General features: G+C 72.4%; 14 protein-coding genes. 7 read left to right on the top strand and 7 right to left on the bottom strand.

Features of this window, described 5'->3' with window-relative positions; genetic code table 11:
• The first annotated feature begins 6 nt into the window (after positions 1–6).
• From AB0I59_RS08950 to AB0I59_RS08940, 3 genes are all read left to right on the top strand, one after another.
• Positions 7–948 carry an ROK family glucokinase gene (locus AB0I59_RS08950; protein WP_061256587.1) on the top strand — a complete coding sequence of 314 codons (942 nt, stop codon included), beginning with the start codon at positions 7–9 and terminating at the stop codon, positions 946–948.
• Between the two features lie 91 nt (positions 949–1,039).
• Positions 1,040–1,765: an endonuclease/exonuclease/phosphatase family protein gene (locus tag AB0I59_RS08945; protein WP_358131552.1), complete on the top strand. Its 726-nt coding sequence runs from the start codon at positions 1,040–1,042 to the stop codon at positions 1,763–1,765.
• Between the two features lie 213 nt (positions 1,766–1,978).
• Positions 1,979–3,118, top strand: coding sequence for a hypothetical protein (locus AB0I59_RS08940; protein ID WP_061256589.1), 1,140 nt, complete (start codon positions 1,979–1,981; stop codon positions 3,116–3,118).
• A gap of 43 nt (positions 3,119–3,161) precedes the next feature.
• Here the strand turns inward: AB0I59_RS08940 and AB0I59_RS08935 are convergent, their stop codons facing one another.
• Together AB0I59_RS08935 and AB0I59_RS08930 are read right to left on the bottom strand one after the other, a co-directional pair.
• A complete protein-coding gene (locus tag AB0I59_RS08935; RefSeq protein ID WP_061256591.1) occupies positions 3,162–3,599 on the bottom strand; it encodes a hypothetical protein in 438 nt (145 codons plus the stop codon).
• A gap of 12 nt (positions 3,600–3,611) precedes the next feature.
• Positions 3,612–4,376 carry an alpha/beta hydrolase gene (locus tag AB0I59_RS08930; RefSeq protein WP_358131550.1) on the bottom strand — a complete coding sequence of 255 codons (765 nt, stop codon included), beginning with the start codon at positions 4,374–4,376 and terminating at the stop codon, positions 3,612–3,614.
• A 122-nt stretch (positions 4,377–4,498) separates the two neighbouring features.
• Between AB0I59_RS08930 and AB0I59_RS08925 the strand changes: the two genes are divergently transcribed.
• Positions 4,499–5,206, top strand: a complete 708-nt coding sequence (locus AB0I59_RS08925) for a lysophospholipid acyltransferase family protein (protein WP_061256597.1) — start codon at positions 4,499–4,501, stop codon at positions 5,204–5,206.
• Between the two features lie 153 nt (positions 5,207–5,359).
• Here AB0I59_RS08925 and mmuM read toward each other — a convergent pair whose 3' ends face one another.
• The 3 genes from mmuM to AB0I59_RS08910 all read right to left on the bottom strand — a co-directional run bounded on the left by mmuM (position 5,360) and on the right by AB0I59_RS08910 (position 10,383).
• Positions 5,360–6,223, bottom strand: a complete 864-nt coding sequence (gene mmuM, locus AB0I59_RS08920; protein WP_358131548.1) for a homocysteine S-methyltransferase — start codon at positions 6,221–6,223, stop codon at positions 5,360–5,362.
• Between the two features lie 452 nt (positions 6,224–6,675).
• Complete coding sequence (locus tag AB0I59_RS08915; RefSeq protein WP_358131546.1) at positions 6,676–9,570, bottom strand: VIT domain-containing protein; 2,895 nt, start codon at positions 9,568–9,570, stop codon at positions 6,676–6,678.
• Between the two features lie 3 nt (positions 9,571–9,573).
• Positions 9,574–10,383, bottom strand: coding sequence for a helix-turn-helix domain-containing protein (locus AB0I59_RS08910; RefSeq protein WP_358131544.1), 810 nt, complete (start codon positions 10,381–10,383; stop codon positions 9,574–9,576).
• 115 nt (positions 10,384–10,498) lie between these two features.
• Between AB0I59_RS08910 and AB0I59_RS08905 the strand changes: the two genes are divergently transcribed.
• Positions 10,499–10,966: a Dps family protein gene (locus tag AB0I59_RS08905; RefSeq protein ID WP_061256603.1), complete on the top strand. Its 468-nt coding sequence runs from the start codon at positions 10,499–10,501 to the stop codon at positions 10,964–10,966.
• Between the two features lie 15 nt (positions 10,967–10,981).
• On the opposite strand, the gene AB0I59_RS08900 is transcribed toward AB0I59_RS08905, so the two are convergent.
• Positions 10,982–14,479, bottom strand: a complete 3,498-nt coding sequence (locus AB0I59_RS08900) for a KAP family P-loop NTPase fold protein (RefSeq protein WP_358131542.1) — start codon at positions 14,477–14,479, stop codon at positions 10,982–10,984.
• Positions 14,480–14,491: 12 nt separating this feature from the next.
• Here AB0I59_RS08900 and AB0I59_RS08895 point away from each other — a divergent pair, with 12 nt between their 5' ends.
• Together AB0I59_RS08895 and AB0I59_RS08890 are read left to right on the top strand one after the other, a co-directional pair.
• Positions 14,492–14,638, top strand: a complete 147-nt coding sequence (locus AB0I59_RS08895; RefSeq protein ID WP_228644208.1) for a hypothetical protein — start codon at positions 14,492–14,494, stop codon at positions 14,636–14,638.
• A gap of 136 nt (positions 14,639–14,774) precedes the next feature.
• Entirely contained in the window at positions 14,775–15,971 is a 1,197-nt protein-coding gene (locus tag AB0I59_RS08890; RefSeq protein WP_061256608.1) for an alkaline phosphatase PhoX, read from the top strand.
• Here AB0I59_RS08890 and AB0I59_RS08885 read toward each other — a convergent pair.
• A complete protein-coding gene (locus tag AB0I59_RS08885; RefSeq protein WP_358131539.1) occupies positions 15,900–16,754 on the bottom strand; it encodes an ABC transporter ATP-binding protein in 855 nt (284 codons plus the stop codon). The two genes, AB0I59_RS08890 and AB0I59_RS08885, sit on opposite strands and share 72 nt — an antisense overlap.
• Between the last annotated feature and the right edge of the window lie 2 nt (positions 16,755–16,756).

The following is a 16,756-nucleotide window of genomic DNA, read 5'->3' as shown; positions in this document are numbered from 1 at the left end:
CGAGCAATGGCCTTGACCATCGGCGTGGACATCGGCGGCACCAAGATCGCTTCAGGGGTCGTCGCGGAGGACGGGCGGATCATCGACCGTGCCCTGCGGCCCACCCCCGCCGCCAGTCCAGAACTGGTGGCCGAGGCCATCGCCGACGCGGCGATCGAGCTGGCCGCGCGGCACCCCGTTGAGGCGGTCGGCCTGGGAGCGGCCGGGTTCGTGGACGAGACCCGGTCGATCGTCAGGTTCGCGCCCAACCTGGCCTGGCGCGAGGAACCGCTCCGCAAGAAGGTCGCCGAGCTGGTCGGCCTCCCCGTCGTGGTGGAGAACGACGCCAACGCCACGGCCTGGGGGGAGTACCGCTTCGGCGCGGGCCGGGGCGAGAGCCACGTCGTGTGCGTGGCCCTGGGCACCGGCATCGGCGGCGGGATCGTCCTCGGGGGCGAGCTCTACCGCGGCCGCTGGGGCATGGGGGCAGAGCTGGGCCACATGCAGGTGGTGCCCGGCGGCCTGCCCTGCGGATGCGGAAATCACGGCTGCTGGGAGCAGTACGCCAGCGGGAACGCCCTGGTTCGCGAGGCCAGGGTCAATGCCGCGGCGGACCCGGCCTCGGCGGCCCGCCTGCTGGAGCTGGCCGGGACGCCGGACGCCGTCGTCGGACAGCATGTCACCGACGCCGCCAGGGAGGGCGACGCGGCCGCTCTCGCGGCGTTCGCCTTCGTCGCCGGCTGGCTCGCCCAGGGGCTGGCCGACCTCGCCGCCATCCTGGACCCCGGCTGTTTCATCATCGGCGGAGGCGTCTCGGGCGCCGCGGACCTGTTCCTCGACCAGGTCCGCGCGGACTACGCCGCCCGGCTCACCGGCAGGGGGCACCGACCCCTCGCCGGCATCCGCGCCGCCGAACTCGGCCCGGCCGCCGGCATGGTCGGCTCGGCCGACCTCGCCCGGCTCCGCTAGACCACGTACGGCCGGCACGCGGGACAGGACAGGACGCAGGGACACGACCCGGGAGCGACGGCTGGCAGGCATCAGGATCGCCACGTACAACGTGCGCTCGGCACAGGACGACCGGAGGGCGCTCGCCAGGGTCATCAGGGCCATCCGGCCGGACGTGCTGTGCGTGCAGGAGGCGCCGGCGCTCCCCGGCAGGCGGCGCCGGCTGGTCCGCGACGCGGGCATGACGGCCGCGGCCGGTGGCCGCCTCGCGGGAGTGGCGGTCCTCACCGGCCCCGCCGTACGGGTCCTGCACGCGGAGGTGCACCGGCTGCGCTGGTTTCCCGGGCTCGAACCCCGGGCCGTCGCCGTCGCGGTCGTCGAGAAGGACGGGCTTCGCCTGGTGGTGTGCTCATTCCATCTCGATCTGCACCACGGGGCCCGGCTCCGGCACGCCGCCCAGATCGTGCCGATCACCGGTGGTCTCGCCCGGGCCTTCGGGGCGCGTGCCGTGCTGGGCGGGGACGTCAACGAGGAGCCCGGCGGGCCGACCTGGCGCTACCTCGCGAGCCGGTTCACCGACTGCTACGCCGAAGCACCGAAGGGGGAGGGCGGAACCTACAGCGCCAGGGCGCCGGCCAAGCGGATCGACGGGATCTTCGCCGCTCCCGAGCTCGCCGTGGCCTGCTGCGGCGCGGCGGACGCGGCGCTTCCCGACCTCCAGGCCGCCACCGATCACCGTCCCGTGGTCGCCGATCTACGCGCGTGGTCACCGGGCCCCGGACCCGACACCGGATTCGGCGCTCAACCGGACTCCGGACCGCGCACGACCAGGAGCTGAACCGGGCACGGGACCGGGCGTCGGGCCGGAGATCGGTCGGGAATGAGCCGGAGATCGGGGGGATGAGCCGGAGATCGGCAGGAGATCGGCAGGAGATCGGCCGGGGATCGACCGGAGATCGGCAGGGCGGGGAACCCATCGGGTAGGTCACATTCCGGACGGGAACCGTGACCTCGCGCACACGAGCCGCTCCGGTCCCCGTACGATTTGTTCATGACCCGCCGCCACAGACGGCGCGCGGCACCGCTTGGTGTGCTCCTCGCCGGTCTCGTGGCCGGCTCCCTCCTGTGCGCCACCTCGGTGGCGCACGCTCACGCCGAACCGGGCAGTCCGGAGTCGGACAAGCAGGCCGCGCGCAGCCGGACGTCGTCCGCGAAACTCCAGGCCGACGGCTCGCTGTCCGATGTCGCCGGCCTGTCGGAGAAGGACGTCTGGGCCGTCGGCCAGCAGGACGTCTGGGACTTCTGGCAGAACCAGGGCGTCATCACGCACTGGAACGGCACTGCCTGGACCGAGGTGGACGTCCGCAACGACACCACGGGAGCCGGGCACCTCCGCTCCGTCGCCGCCGCCGGCAAGAACGACGTGTGGGCGGTCGGGGACGGCCACGACGGCCTGCCGTACGTCGCGAGGGGCAACAGGGACGGGTTCGATCGGCTGACCATGCCGCAGCTCCGCGCCGGCGACTGGCTCGGCGCGGTCGCGGCCACGAGCGGCCGGGTGGTGCTGGTGGGCAGCAGGGACGGCAGGACGTTCGCGGCGGCGGCCGGCGGCCCCTCCTGGACCACGTGGGACACCGTCCAGGGCCCGGTCGGCGCGCTGTACGGCGTCGCCCTCGCCGGCAAGTCGGAGGGATGGGCGGTCGGCGACTCCGGCTCCCGGCCGCTGATCATGCGGCTCACGTCGAGCGGTTGGAAGTTGTCCCACGTCCCGGTGGTCAAGGGCGGCTTCCTGCGCGACGTGTACGTCCAGAGCCGCAAGCGGGCGCTCGCGGTCGGCGGGGTCTACCAGCGGTCCGGGAAGATCATGCCTCTCGTGCTCACCTGGGACGGCGAGAGCTGGACCCGGGAGAAGCTCCCGATCCGCCAGGCCGAGCTGTACGGCGTGACGGGCGACGGCGACGGCGCGTTCTGGGTGTCGGGCTTCGACCCGCAGCGGCCCGGGACGGCCTTCCTGCTCACCTACACCGGCTCGAAGTGGAAGGTCGTGTACGGCGACTCGGTTCCCGACCGCACGGTCCGGCTGCAGGCGGTGACCAGGGTCGGCGAGACCACCATGGCGGTCGGGCACACGCTGGACGCGAGCGACCGCTACCGCGATGTGATCGAGACGTTCGGCTCGCCGGCCAAGTGAGCCGTACGGCTCGGACGATCCCGGCCTGACGGGGACCGGCGGGTCAGATGACCGCGCCGTCGTCCCATCCGGAGTCGGCGGGCGGGCCGTCGCCCATCCGGACGACCAGCGCCACGAATCCGCCGATGAACGCAGCCACGGCGGTGAAGACGATCCAGCCGTCCATCGGCCAGCTCAACAGGGCCGCGAGCAGCAGGTAGGCGGGGCCGCCGAAGAGCGCCGCCCACGCCACCTTGGCGACGGCGTCCGCTCTGGGAAGCGGCGGCGGAGGCGGGGGAACGTAGTGGTCCTCGTCGTCGGAGGGGGCCTGCGCGGCCGCCGCCTGGACGGGCTCGGTGTCCTCCTTCTCCTCTTCGGCGGGCTCCTCCGGGACGTTCTCCCGGTCGGGCCATGGCTGACCGGCCGAGGTGTCCTCGGCTTTCTCATTGAAGGAGGCGACGATCTGACGCCAGACCTCGTCCTCGTCACTCTGCGGCGTCACTTCGATCCCGGGTCAGGAGTCCTTCGTCAAGGGTACCGAGGCATGGGCGCTGATGAAGTCGAGGCTCCCCGCGAAGATCGCGGAGGCATCGTTGTCCAACGTGGCGACATGGTAGCTGTCGAGTAGTTCTCTGATTTCCAGATTGTTCCCCATTCGTTCCCGGAGGAACTCCACACTCGCCGGTTTCACCACATGATCCTGCGGGCTCCGGTATACCAGCACCGGTTGCGTGATCCGGTCCAGGTCCGCCTGGACCAGCTTCCAGAAGCGCGGCAGCGTGGCCGCGGCCCTGACGGGGGTCCGGCCGTAGCCGATCTCGACGGCGCCCTCCTTCTTGATGTCGCCCGCCACGCCGGGAACCGACCGGAGGAACAACTTCAGCACCGGAGCCATCCGCAGCAGCGGCACGTCGTTCACCACTGAGGGGTTGACCACGACGACACCGCGGACCGCCTCGCCGTGGACCTCCGCGAGCCGGAGCGCCATGCAGCCGCCCATCGACAGGCCCATCACGAAGACCTCGGCGCAGGCTCCGCGCAGATCGGCGAACGACTTGTCCAGCTCGGCGTACCAGTCCTCCCAGCGGGTCCGGCTCATCTCCTGCCAGGTGGTGCCGTGCCCCGGAAGCCGGGGGAGGGAGACGGTCAGCCCGGCGGCCGCGAGGTACTCGCCCCACGGCCGCAGCGACTGCGGCGACCCCGTGAAGCCATGGCACAGCAAGACGCCGATCTCGCCACCGTCGTGCTGGTACGGCTCGGCGCCGGGAAGCAACGGCATGAGAGACCTCCGTGTCGGGTGCTCCTCCTGATTTGCCCGATAGTCGCACGTTGGCCACGGTTAGTGCGAGCACCTTAAGGCATGCGAAGATGACTGCACGTCCGACCGAAGGAGCGCCCGCGGTGTTGTATTGGGTGGTGAAGTACACCATCTGGCCATTGCTCAGGCTCATTTTCCGGCCCTGGACACAGGGGATGGAGAACGTGCCGGCCGAAGGTCCGGTGATCCTGGCAGGCAACCACCTGTCGTTCGCCGACCACTTCTTCGGGGCGGGGTTCCTGCCGCGCAAGGTCATCTCCCTCGGCAAGGCCGAATACTTCACCGGCCGCGGCATCAAGGGCATGGTCAGCCGCGCCTTCTTCTCGGGCGTCGGGACCGTGCCCATCGACCGCTCCGGCGGCAAGGCCAGCGAGGCGGCGCTCCGCACCGGCCTGCGCATCCTGAAGGACAACCAGGTCCTCGGCATCTACCCCGAGGGAACGCGCTCGCCCGACGGCCGGCTGTACAAGGGGAAGACCGGTGTCGCCCGGCTCGCCCTGGAGTCCCGCGCTCCGGTGATCCCCTGGGCGATGGTCAACACGTTCGAGATGATGCCGCCGGGCCACCCCATCCCCAAGTTCGGCATCCGTCCCGGAGTCCGGTACGGCAAGCCGCTCGACTTCTCCCGCTACTACGGCATGGAAGGCGACCGGCTCGTGCTCCGCGCGGTCACCGACGAGATCATGTACGCGCTGATGGAGCTGTCCGGCCAGGAGTACGTCGACAAGTACGCCGCCAGCGCCAAGGTCGAGATGGTCCGGGCGGCCAGGGCGGCCTCCTCCACGTCCTGACGCGCTGACGCGCTGATTGGCTGACGGACTGACGGACTGACGGACTGACGCGCTGATTGGCTGACGGACTGTGGACGGACGGTCTCGCGTCCGGGGGCGCCCGTCGCGCTTCCGTGCGAGGCGCCGCCCCTACGCGTGTGACGCGTCCCAGGGTCAGATCCGGGCGCGGATCTGGCGGATGTGCTCCGGGGTGGTGCGGCAGCAGCCGCCGACGTAGGACGCGCCCAGCGCGTGCCATCGCGCGGCGGCCTCGCCGTACTCGACCGGGTCGGTGAGTCCGAGCCACCGGTGGTTCGCCGCGTCCCACGTCTCCCCTGAGTTCGGGTAGACGACGACGGGCTTGTCCTTGAGCCGGCCGATCAGGCCGGGAACATGTCTCGGGGCCGTACAGTTCACGCCCACCGCGATGACCTGGGGCAGGTCCGTGAACAGCGCGGCGCACTCGGCCAGCGGGGTGCCGTCGCTGACGTGCTCCCCGTCCCGGCAGGAGAAGCTGACCCAGGCCCTCGCCGAAGGCAACTCACGCAGCAGCGTCGCCAGCGCCCGCGCCTCGGCGACGGAGGGGATCGTCTCGCAGGCCAGCAGGTCGGCTCCGGCGGACGCCAGGATCTCCAGACGCTCGCGATGCCAGGTGACGAGCCCCTGCTCGTCGAGGTCGTAGGCACCGGTGTATTCGGAGCCGTCGGCCAGATAGGCGCCGTACGGGCCGACACTCGCGGCCACGAGCCCGCGCCCGATGTTGTCGCGAGCTTGCACGGCCAGCTCGACCGAGAGCCGGATGAGGTCTCCGGCCTCCCGGACCGTCAGGCCGCGCCGGACGAAGCCGGGGACGCTCGCCTGGTAGCTCGCCGTGGTGGCGACGTCCGCACCCGCCTGGAAGTAGTCGAGGTGGGCCTGACGGATCACACCGGGATCCTCGATCAGCAGCCGGGCCGACCACAGCTCGTCGGAGAGGTCGCAGCCGAGGGCCTCGAGGTGAGTGGCGAGGCCGCCGTCAAGGATCAGTGGGGAACTCACCCGACAACCCTATGCGTTCGTCGCATATGGGGCTGAAACGGCTCATCAACCGTGTACTGCGCCGCCGTTCAGCCGTCCCCGCAGGGGGACGCGATGATCGGCCCGATACGGGAGGGGTGAGGGAGCCTCGGCGTCCCGCCCCCCGCCCGCCGTCCGACGTCATCCGCCTCAACGAACCCCACTGACCCTCTCCTGAGTTCCTCCGAGGGGGCGGAATCCATCGGGGAGCAGATCAGGCTGCTCCGCCCCCGGGGTCTCGCACGCGGATGCGGGCTATGGCTCGTTCCCGCATCCGCGTGCTCATCGGCCGGACGCCGTCTGCGCCGGAAGACGGCCGGTTCCTTCAGGCAGACCTTTCGCTCGGGCGGATCAGCGGTGCTTTCCCTCGGGCGGATCTTTCCGTCGGGCGGATCAGTGGCGTTTGCGCTCGGGCAGCTCTTCCCTCAGGCGGGTCAGTTGCGCTTCCAGAAGGGACGGCGCTCACGTTGTGCCTTTTCCTGGTTAGGTGAGTCGCTCGTCTCCGACCCCGGCGCTGTCGGCGCCGCCTGTCCGGAGGACCCGCCGGAGAGCCTCGTGAGCACGTCGGTGGTCCGCTGCCAGAGCGCGGCGAGGTCGGCGGTGGCCCGCTCGGCCTGATCGAGCGCCGCCGCCAGATCGGACAGCTCGGCATGGCCGCCGATCATGTGATCGAGCACCCGCAGCCGACTGCCGAGATCGGCGAGGTAACGACGGCGGGCCTGCTCCGGAGTGGACTCTGCCGCTCGGAGCCGCTGAAGCTCCTCGGCCAGCTGTGCCCTGATGCCGTCGAGATCGGTCGCCGGTGCGGTCTCCCCGCTCTGCCTCCATCCCGGCGCACCACCGGTGAAGCCGCGGCCGGGTCGCGGAGGGCGGCCCGACTGGGCGGGAGCGGGCGATCCGGGAGCGAACGGCCCGGATGCGCGTCGTTCCCGAGAACCCGGTGCCCCGGACGGCGCGGACGAGGGCGGGGCTGGCGCTGGGACAGGTGCCGAGACCGGTGCGGGCCGCTTCGGAGCCATCGGCGGGGCGGGCGGCTTCGGGGCCGCTGGCGGGCTTCCCGCGGGTGGCGCGTCGACCCCGGCATCCACCCAGCCGATCGGCGCGTCAGGGGCGCCACCGGGCGCAGGCGTGCTCTGTGAGAAGGCCATCGTGGTCATGGACGCCGCCATCACCACCGGCTGGGGCGACTCCCAGCCGCTGGGCAGCTCGACCGGCTGGATCACGTGGTGCTCCGGCTCGCCCTCGGCGACGACGCGCGTGTCCACGGCGACGAACGCGGTGAACCGGCAGAGCACACCGAAACGCAGCGACGTCTCGATGATGTCTTGCTCCAGCGACCGGTCGCCCGTGGCGTACCGGTCCTCGAGGTCGCGGACATGAGCGCGCGCCCACACGGCCCGCGCCGCGCCGCCCTCGGCGGCGCCTCCCACGGCCACGGCGGGCACCCGCGTCTCCCATGGGTGTCCATCCGCGCTCAGGCCGAGCACGGTCACCGCTCCCTCTCCCGAGGGGAGGGTGGCCTGTCCCACCGGCTCCCCGGAGGACGGTCGGACCCGATAGCGGCCAGAGACCACCAGGGGAACACCGGGATAGAGCGATCCGGCACGCGTCATCGTGTCCGGGACCAGCTCGAACCCGTCCGCGCGGAGCGAGAGGCCGGTCACCAGGGGAGAGCCGATGCGGCGGTGGATGTGCTCCATCGCCTCGTCGAGGCGGTCCTCCGACTCGACCAGCTCGCACCGTCCCGAGCCGAGCAGCGCCAGCCGGCCGAGGAACCCGGCGTTCACCGCGCGGTCGATCCCGACGGCGTGCACGCGGATCGTGCTCAGCCGGGCGCCGGTGCGCTCCAGGATCTGGTCCTCGTTGCCGACCTGTCCGTCGGTGACCAGCACCAGAACCCGATCTCTCGGACGCTGAGGCGCCGGGTCCGGCCCCTGGCCGGGGAAGTGGTCAGGGGAGCGGTCGGCACCCGGGTGATCGGATCGCGGCCCGCCGATCGGCCCGCTGCCCGGCCCGGCACTCAGACCGCTGCCCGGACCGGCGTCCGGCTCGCCGAGCAAGCGCAGGGCCTCCTCCATCGGGGCCAGGATCTCGGTGCCGCCCCGTGCCTCCACCCGGGACAGGTGTTCGACGGCCCGATACCGGTTGCGGTCGGTCGCCGGGGTGAGCCCTCCGGAGAAGGCCCGCTCGATCGTCGAGTCGAAGGCGAGCACGGCGAACCTGTCACGCTCGGTCAGCGTGTCGACGATGCGGGCCGCGGCCCGCCGGGCGGCGACCATCTTCCAGCCCGCCATGCTGCCCGACCTGTCCAGCAGGAGGACGACGTCTCGTGGGCCGGCGTCGGCGGACGGGTCCGTGGGCGGCACGACGGTCAACGTGAACGTGCCCTCACCGGAGGACGCGGACGTCCTCGCGCCGGGGGACGCGGATGTCCCCGCACCGGAGGGACCGGCGGCGTCTGTGGGAACCGCCTCGTCGTCGGAGGGAGCGGTCGCCGGGAGCGGCGGCCCGGCTTCGACCAGGGAGTCGGGCGCGAGGGCCAGGGACGTGGACGGCGCGAAGGCGAGGCGCAGGATGAAATCGCGGTCCAGCCGCTCTCCGGGCAGCAAGCTGATCGTGTCACCCTCTCGGGTGATCTCGTGGAGGCTGGATCGGATCTCGCGGAGGTCCAGCCCGGCCGGGTCGATGGCCGCCGCCAGCGAGAGCCGTACCGGATTGGGGAAACCGGGGAGCAGCACCGGCGGCGTCACACGGGAGGCGTCGGGCACCGCGTCGGTGTCCGGTGCGATGCCGTCGCCCGCCCGGCCGCCGTCCAGCGGTGTGCCGGGGACATAGCGTGGCGCCACCACGAGCGGGAAGCGGAACTCGGCGGTCCCGTCCTCGAAGGGGAGGGGCTGGCTGAGCGTGAGGTGTATCCGTACACGCTCACCGGCCAGGATGTTGCCGACCCGGATGGTGAAGACGTCGGGACGGTCTTCCTCGGCCATCGCGGCCCGGCGGCCCTCGGCGAGCGCGCGGTCATAGTCGGCCCTGGCCTGCCCGCGTTCCTTCAGCACGCCGTCGATCACCCGGTCGTCCGCCTCCATGTGGAAGGCCGTCACCGCGGCCCGGGGCGGCAGCGGGAAGACGTACGTCGCCTCCAGCGTGACATCGAACGGGTTACGGAAACCCTGGACCATTTCGACCCCGGCCACGAGCCCGGCGACGCGGGCGACGATGTCCACGCTCTCCAGCGGAAGGTTGCCCCTGGCGGTTTCGAGCGTGCCCAGTCCGGCGTCGGGCACCGGACGGCATGTCTCGGGTGGCAAGGTGGTGATCGGGACAGACATCGGTCAGCTCCCTTCCGTAGAGGAACCAGGCGCGGTGGCCAGTCCTCTGGCGACGAGGTCGGCGATGAGGGGGGCGGCCGCCTCGCGGAGCGCGGCCAGGTCGTGATCGGTGGGCGTGCGCGCGGCGCTGTCCAGGATGACGGTCACTCCCGGGGCGAGCCGTACGCCGTAGACGAGGTCGGCGACGGGGGCGTGCGGCCGGAGCGGGTCCCGCGTGTAGCCGCCCAGGACGTCGACGGGTATCGGAGCGAGACCGGCCGCCGGCCGGACATCACCGGCGCCGATCGGCGTGCGGACGGAACCGCCCGGCCCGTCGATCGGCGCCGGGTCGTCCACCAATGCCCGTGGGGGAGGCTCCCCCGGTTCGGCCGGAGCGGGGGAGGGGCGCGTCCAGAAGCGCTCGGGCCGTGCCGTCCGGCGGCCGGTCCCGGCGGGAAGTGGAACGAAGTCTTCCGGCGCACCGCCCGCCGCGTCGACGGCGTGGTCCGTGGAGGTGTCCGCTGAGCCGGACAGGCCGGAGACGCGTTCCAGCATGCCGTCGGTCGCTCCGGCGAGCTCGGCCTGGATGGCCGCGATCGACAGGCCCTCGGCCTGGCGGCATTTGATCGCGACGAGCTGGAGCAGATGACGTCGCCCGTAGAGAGCGACCCGGCCGCGCCGGGCCAGCGGCGGGTCGAGCAGGCCGATCGTCGTGTACCACCGGATGAGCCGTGCGTTCGGCACGTCACGGACCCGCCCGTTGTGCCGCGGCCCGGCACCGAGCAGACCCGCCGCCCGCTCGGCCAGCTCTCCGATGGTCCACGTCTCACTCATGCCGCCATAGTGACACTGTCATCATGACAGTGTCAATGTTTATCGGACGTGGAAGGGGTAGTCCTGCTAGGCCGTTGTACTGATGACAGACTCCGATCGAGGGGGAGGTACCTTCATGACCTCGATAAGCAGTCCGCTCTCGTCCGAGAACAAGAAGATCGTCACGGATTGCCTTCAGGGGGCGTTGATCGATCTGATCGACCTGTCCCTGGAGGGCAAGCAAGCCCACTGGAATGTGATCGGACGCCACTTCCGTTCGATCCATCTGCACCTCGACGAGATCGTGGACCTCGCCCGTGAGAGCGCGGACCTGGTCGCCGAGCGTGCGGTGGCCATCGGGTCCAACCCCGACGGCCGCCCCGGGACCGTGGCGAGGGACAGCCACGTCACGCGGGTCGACAGCGGCTACATCGAGGACGGCAAGGTCATCGCGATCTTCACTGACGTTCTCGAGTCGATCATTCGCCGGATGCGGGAGCGCGTCGACGCGACCGAGACGACCGACCCTGTCACGCAGGACCTTCTCATCGGGATCACCCGTGATCTCGAGAAGCACCACTGGATGATGCAGGCCCAGCGCTGATCGTCCGGGTGCTCCTCACAGGAGCCTGCGGGCGAGACCGGCCACGGACGGACGGCTCGCCAGCAACTCGCGCAGGGCGTCCCATTCCGGGGCGCCCTCGTGCGTTTCCTCCCCCGTTTCCTCGCGCGTTTCCTCCCTTGGTTCCTCGCCCGTTTCGGGCGCATCCCCGTCGTTCATACGCGTGCGCGTCGCCGCCCTCCCGTACGGCGCCAGCCCGCACCGGGCGAGCGCCGCCTCCCAGGCGCGGGCGCGCCCCGTGGACGCCGCCCGTTCCAGAACGTCCAGGACCGTCTCCCCGGAGCCGCACTCCCTGGCCAGCGCGGACAGCAGATGCGGCCACCGGACGGCCAGCGCCGCGACCTTCGCCACGGCGGCGTCGTCGGCGCGGTCCGCCCCGGCCAGGCCCTGCCGGTACGTCACGAACGAGTAGAACCTGAAGACGTTCACATAGCGCTTGAGCTGGCGCGGATTGGTCGCGGACAGGGCGGGAAGCGCGGCCTCGATCGCCCGGTAGGCGTTCTCGTCCGTATAGAGGTCGTCGTACACCCGGTCGGCGGCGAGGCGCGTCTCCGGCCACAGGTCCAGGCCGGTCCCGCCGTCGGGACGGCCTTCCCCGGCGGCCACCGCCTGCTGGGCGTCCCGGGCGGCCGTGTCCAGCGTGTCCCCGGTCGGCCCTGCGGCCCGGATGGCGGACTCCAGGAGCTCCACGAGCCGCAGGTCGGGGGTGCGGCTCCCGGGCGGTCCCGGCGCGTCCGAGTCGTGAGGGCCGGCTCCTTGAGCGTGAGCCCTCGGAGAACGGGCTTCGCGCCCGCCACGCGGGCTTCCGGCACCCTCGCCGTCCCGTGGCGCGGTCCACCCCCAGAAGCGCGCGTCCCCCGTCCGGTCACCTGCCGTCCCGGCCCACGCGGGCCGGGACGGGTTCGTCCTGAGCGCGCGGGCGCTTCCCGTCCCGGCCTCCCGAGGTCGTGGAGCGCGATGCCCGTCCTCCGCCGACCGGCCCGGGAAGGCTCCGGTATCCGTGGCGTCCATGCCGCCGGAGCCGGGCGTCCGCGGCCTCCCGACGGGCGGGCGCCCCCCGGAGCGGTCCACGCCCAGCAGCGCGCTGACGTACCCGGGAAGGCGGTGGGCGTCCTCCAGCATCGGCAGGCTGAGCGGAAGCTGGACGATCTTCTCCAGGAAGCGCCAGCCGAGACCGGACCGCAGTTCTCCGGGCATGGCCTCCACGAGGACCTGGTAGGCGACCTCCACGTGGGCCACCACCACCTCGGGTTCCATGGCCAGGACGAAGACGCAGTCCGGGAACTCCCCGGCGAGGAAGAGGTTGATCGCCTCGATCACCTGGGCCACCGTCCCGGAGCCGCAGCGGTCCAGGTCGTCGACGAAGACCACGAGCGGACGCTCCTCCGTGGCCACCAGACGCAGCACCCGCCGCATGTCGGCCTGGACGAGGTGCAGGAATCCCGTCTTCGCGCCGTATCCGGGGTCGGTCACCAGATCACGCGCCAGCCCGGGAGCGGGCCCGAGGAGGTCGGGCGGCTGGATCAGCCGGCCGAACGCCGTGTCGGCCGACTCCGTCAGGAACCGCGCCAGCCGCAGCGCCCCCGCGACGAACACGCCCACCGATCCGCACGTACCGAGCGCGGCGGCCGCCGCGCGCAGGGCGGGGCCGAGAGCGGGCACGAGCGCGGCGGCGCCGAGCGAGGCACCGGTGAGCACCAGCGTGGCGGCGAGCCCGAGCGCGACGGGTGTGAGCCGGGTGATCGCCATCCGGTAGGCCCGGCGGCGCACCGCCTCGCGGTCGATCCTGCCGAGGTTGAGCTCCAGCCAGAACCGCTCGCGCTCACCCCGGGGCAACCGGCCGGTGACCTGGGAGATGATCTCGTGCGCGAGCCCGGCCCAGACCTGCTCGCCGTTCTGGTACATCCACGGGTTGAACCACACCGTGGGCCGCCAGTCGGAGGCGCGCAGCGCGAGCCGTTCCGGCGCCGAGAGGTCGGCGTCCTCACGGGAGCGCTCGGCCGCCCGTCGCCGGGCGCGCGAGAGAACCTCGGCGTTGGTCACCCCGGGAGGTTCCGCGCCCTGTCCGCCCCCGCGGCCCCGCGGGGGTCGCAGCCGGGAGAGCAGGGACCGCTTCCGCGCCCTCCCCTGCGGCACGGGACGCGCGAGGTGGATCTCGGCCGGCCGGCCGTCCGCCGCCCCCGGATCGAGCAGCTCCTGGATCATGCGCATCAGCGACGTCTTGCCGGTGCCCCATGGTCCCTTGATCCCGATCGTGAGCGGCGGCGACGTCTCGGGATGGCGGACGAACGCCGCGATCGCCTCCGCGTAGATCCGGTGCCCGAGCTGGTCGTCCGTCGTCCAGCGGTCCGGGGTGAGCCTGGCCCGTGGCTGCACGGCACGCCGGTCGGCCCGCCACCGCCGCAGCGCCGTGGAGGCGCGGTTGTGCTCCTCACGGGTCAGCCGCTCCCGCCCCGCGTCGCGTACGGACGGGTGGGCGGGCGAGCCCGCGCGGTCGGTCAGCTCCCACGGTGTGCCCAGCTCGGCGAGGGCGCGGGCCCCGGCTCCCTCACCGTCCGTGAGCAGCAGGTCCGCGAGTTCGGGGGTCAGCGGCTCGTCGTCCTCCAGCAGCGACGCGAGCCGCAGCAGCCGCTGCGCCGACGATCCCAGGTACACGTCGTAGATCCGGGTCACGATCTCGTACGCCGTGGAGGGGACGGCGGTCTCGCCCCGTCTGACCAGCTCGCCGGCCGCTGGGAGCAGTTCCCCAGGGAGAGTGCCCGAGGCGGCCCGGCCCGTACGCGCGAGGGAAACGGCTGGTGCGTCTCCGTACATGATCAGGCGGGGACGCAGCCCGGTCCCCGCGCAGGCCGTGACGGCGTACCGATGCAGGTCGGCGATGGTGATCACGCCGTCGCCGTCGACGTCGGCGGCCCCGGTGAGGAAGCCGTCGGCGATCAGGCCGGTGAGCGAGAACCCCCGCGCGGGCGGTCGTTCGCCCACGGCCAGACCGGTCGTCAGGGCCGCCGCCACGATGGACGGCTCGCCGCGTACGGGCAGCCTGCTGACGCTGCGGCCGGAGCCGTCCGAGTCCGCGTCGCCGGTGTCGACGACCCAGCCGAAGTCCACGATCATCACGAGGGCGTCAGCGGCGCAGTCACCGGCGCGCCGCGCGAACCCACTGATCAGCGCGGCGAAGTCACGGGAGCTCCAGCCGCGGCCCGTCGGCCAGCGGACGACGAGGAGATCACCCGGCTCGGCCGCGTCGAGGAACCTGCCGAAGTGGTGGTGGTCCAGGGAGCCCCCGCCCGGCACGGACTCGACCGCGTACCCGTTCGTCGCCAGCGCGCCGACCAGCCGCCGGGCGGGCAGGCCGCCGGAAGGGTCTCCGGCCGGTGCGCCCGGGTCCTCCGGATCGAGGAACACCAGCGCCTTGCGGGCGCGGACACGGCCGTCCGTCGGCTCGTCGGCCGGGTAGGTGCCCGGGGCCGGGACGTCTACCGTGCCGTGGCTCATGGATCGATCACCGTGGTCCGCTGGGAGGGCTGGAGCGGCCTCAATGTAAACCTGGGCGTGTTCGAGATGATCGCGACGGGCGGCGTCGATTACGTACTTCTCGCGCAAAGTTTGCACGGACGAAGCGTGGGGATTCCCCGGGCGTTCACCACGTTTTGATCGGCTGTCAGGACCGACCGTGCGTAGCGTGCCAACGCGACGCAGCGGACACACGCCACGGACACGGTGGCGGGCGGCGGAAACGGGTACGGAGCCGATCCGGGCCGTGTGCCCACGACAGGCCAAGGAGACGATCATGTCGCGTCGTACGTCCGTGCTGCCGGAGATGGTCCCCGTGCTGACCGGCTCGCTGTGGCGCTCCGCATGCACGGCGCCCGGTGTCCGGAGGGCACGTGGCGGCCCTGTCCCGTCCGGTGGTCCTCCCGTCCAAGGTGACCCCGCCGGGCGTACGGCCGGGGGCGCGGGCGGCAGCCCGTACGGGGACCTGGACGCGCCGGACGGCAACGGCATCGCCCTCGCCCGCGGGTTCACCAGTCGCGTCGTCGGGCGCTCCGGCGAGCGGGTGGGCGGGCTGACCTGGCACGCCGCGCCCGTCGGCGGCGGGTGCTTCGCCGACGGAGACGGCTGGATCTACGTGTCCAACTCGGAGATCCCGCTGCTCGGCGGTGTGTCGGCGCTCCGGTTCGGCCCGGACGGGACCGTCAGGAACGGCTACCGGATCCTCTCCGGGACCGAGAGGAACCGCGCGGGCGGGGCCACTCCGTGGGACACCTGGCTGTCCTGTGAGGAGACCGGTCGCGGCCGGATCTTCGAGTGCGACCCCTACGGCCACCGCGCCGCCATGCCTCGGCTCGCGATGGGACTGTTCCGGCACGAGGGGGCCGCGTTCGATCCGGCCCGGACGGCCGTCTACCTGACCGAGGGTGAGCCGGACGGCTGCTTCTACCGCTTCCGGCCCGAGGAGTGGGGCGACCTGACGACCGGCGTCCTGGAGGTCATGGTGGGCGGGCCGGGGAGCGGGCCGGTCGGCTGGCGGCGCGTGCCGAACCCGGCCGCCCTGTTCGAGCCGACGCGGGAGCAGGTCGAGGGGGCAAAACGGTTCGACGGAAGCGGAGGATGCCACTACTCGTCCGGCTTCTGCTACTTCACCACCGAAGGCGACGGGCGCGTCTGGGCGTACGACGCCGAGAAAGAGCGGATCACGATCCTCCGCGGCGGAGACGCGCCGCCGGACGAGGGAGACGACGCGGCCCCGGGCCTGACCGGCGATCTCTTCGTCGCCGAGTGCGGCGGCGCCATGGAGATCACCGTCATCACGGACGCCGGCACGGCCGCGCCGTTCCTGCGCGTCACGGGCCACGGCGAGTCGGAGATCACCGGCCCCGCCTTCTCGCCGGACGGCGGCAGGCTCTACTTCTCCTCACGCCTCGGCGGCGAGGGTTCGCCCGCGGCCGGGATCACCTACGAGGTCACCGGCCCCTTCCGCGGCTGAGCGGACCACCTCGGCGAGCCGTTCCCGCGACACGCCGAAACGCGGGTCGGTCCGGGGATGGTCGAGGGCGGGCAACTCGGAGCGCTCGTCCAGCACCACCCGCCCAGGAGAGCCGCTGAGCGCGAGGATCCGGGTGCCCAGATAGACCGCCTCGTCCACGCTGTGGGTGATGAAGACGACCGTCGTCCCGGTGCGCCGCCACAGGTCGCGCACCTCGTCCTGCATGCGTTCGCGGGTGAACGCGTCGAGCGCCGCGAACGGCTCGTCCATCAGCAGCACGCGCGGGCCGGGCGCGAGCGCGCGGGCGATCGCCGCCCGCTGCCGCATGCCTCCCGACAGTTCGTACGGCCGCAGCCGCGCGGCGTCGGCGAGGCCGGTCAGCGCGAGCAGTTCGTCCACCCGGGCGACCCGCTCGGCCTTGGGGCGGCGCCGCAGCCCGAAACCGACGTTGGCGGCCACCGTGAGCCAGGGGAACAGCCGGGACTGCTGGAACACGAACCCGCGCGAGGGATCCGGACCGTCGACCGGCACGCCGGAGGCGGTGATGCCTCCGGCCGTCGGCGCGGTGAATCCGGCGATCGCGCGCAGCAGCGTGCTCTTGCCGCATCCGGAGGGGCCCACCACGGTCACGAACTCGCCCGCCTCGATCGTGAGATCGATCGGCCCGAGCGCCAGGCGGCCGCGGTAGGAGTGGGAGACCCCTTTCAGCTCGATCGCCGCCGCGGCGCCTCCCACCGGACCATCCACCGCGCTCTCCGCGATGCCGTCCACTGTGCCGTCCATTG

The sequence above is a fragment of the Microtetraspora glauca genome (assembly GCF_040656155.1).
GTDB lineage: Bacteria > Actinomycetota > Actinomycetes > Streptosporangiales > Streptosporangiaceae > Microtetraspora > Microtetraspora glauca.
The sequence above is the reverse complement of the archived record's forward strand: the minus strand, read 5'-3'. Positions and strand labels throughout refer to the sequence as shown.

Bases quoted from the DNA above. Each gene is read 5' to 3' on its own strand.
- AB0I59_RS08950 (WP_061256587.1), top strand. From the start codon at position 7: ATGGCCTTGACCATCGGCGTGGACATCGGCGGCACCAAGATCGCTTCA.
- AB0I59_RS08940 (WP_061256589.1), top strand. From the start codon at position 1,979: ATGACCCGCCGCCACAGACGGCGCGCGGCACCGCTTGGTGTGCTCCTC.
- AB0I59_RS08930 (WP_358131550.1), bottom strand. From the start codon at position 4,376: ATGCCGTTGCTTCCCGGCGCCGAGCCGTACCAGCACGACGGTGGCGAG.
- AB0I59_RS08915 (WP_358131546.1), bottom strand. From the start codon at position 9,570: ATGTCTGTCCCGATCACCACCTTGCCACCCGAGACATGCCGTCCGGTG.
- AB0I59_RS08910 (WP_358131544.1), bottom strand. From the start codon at position 10,383: ATGAGTGAGACGTGGACCATCGGAGAGCTGGCCGAGCGGGCGGCGGGT.
- AB0I59_RS08905 (WP_061256603.1), top strand. From the start codon at position 10,499: ATGACCTCGATAAGCAGTCCGCTCTCGTCCGAGAACAAGAAGATCGTC.
- AB0I59_RS08900 (WP_358131542.1), bottom strand. From the start codon at position 14,479: ATGAGCCACGGCACGGTAGACGTCCCGGCCCCGGGCACCTACCCGGCC.
- AB0I59_RS08890 (WP_061256608.1), top strand. From the start codon at position 14,775: ATGTCGCGTCGTACGTCCGTGCTGCCGGAGATGGTCCCCGTGCTGACC.
- AB0I59_RS08885 (WP_358131539.1), bottom strand. From the start codon at position 16,754: ATGGACGGCACAGTGGACGGCATCGCGGAGAGCGCGGTGGATGGTCCG.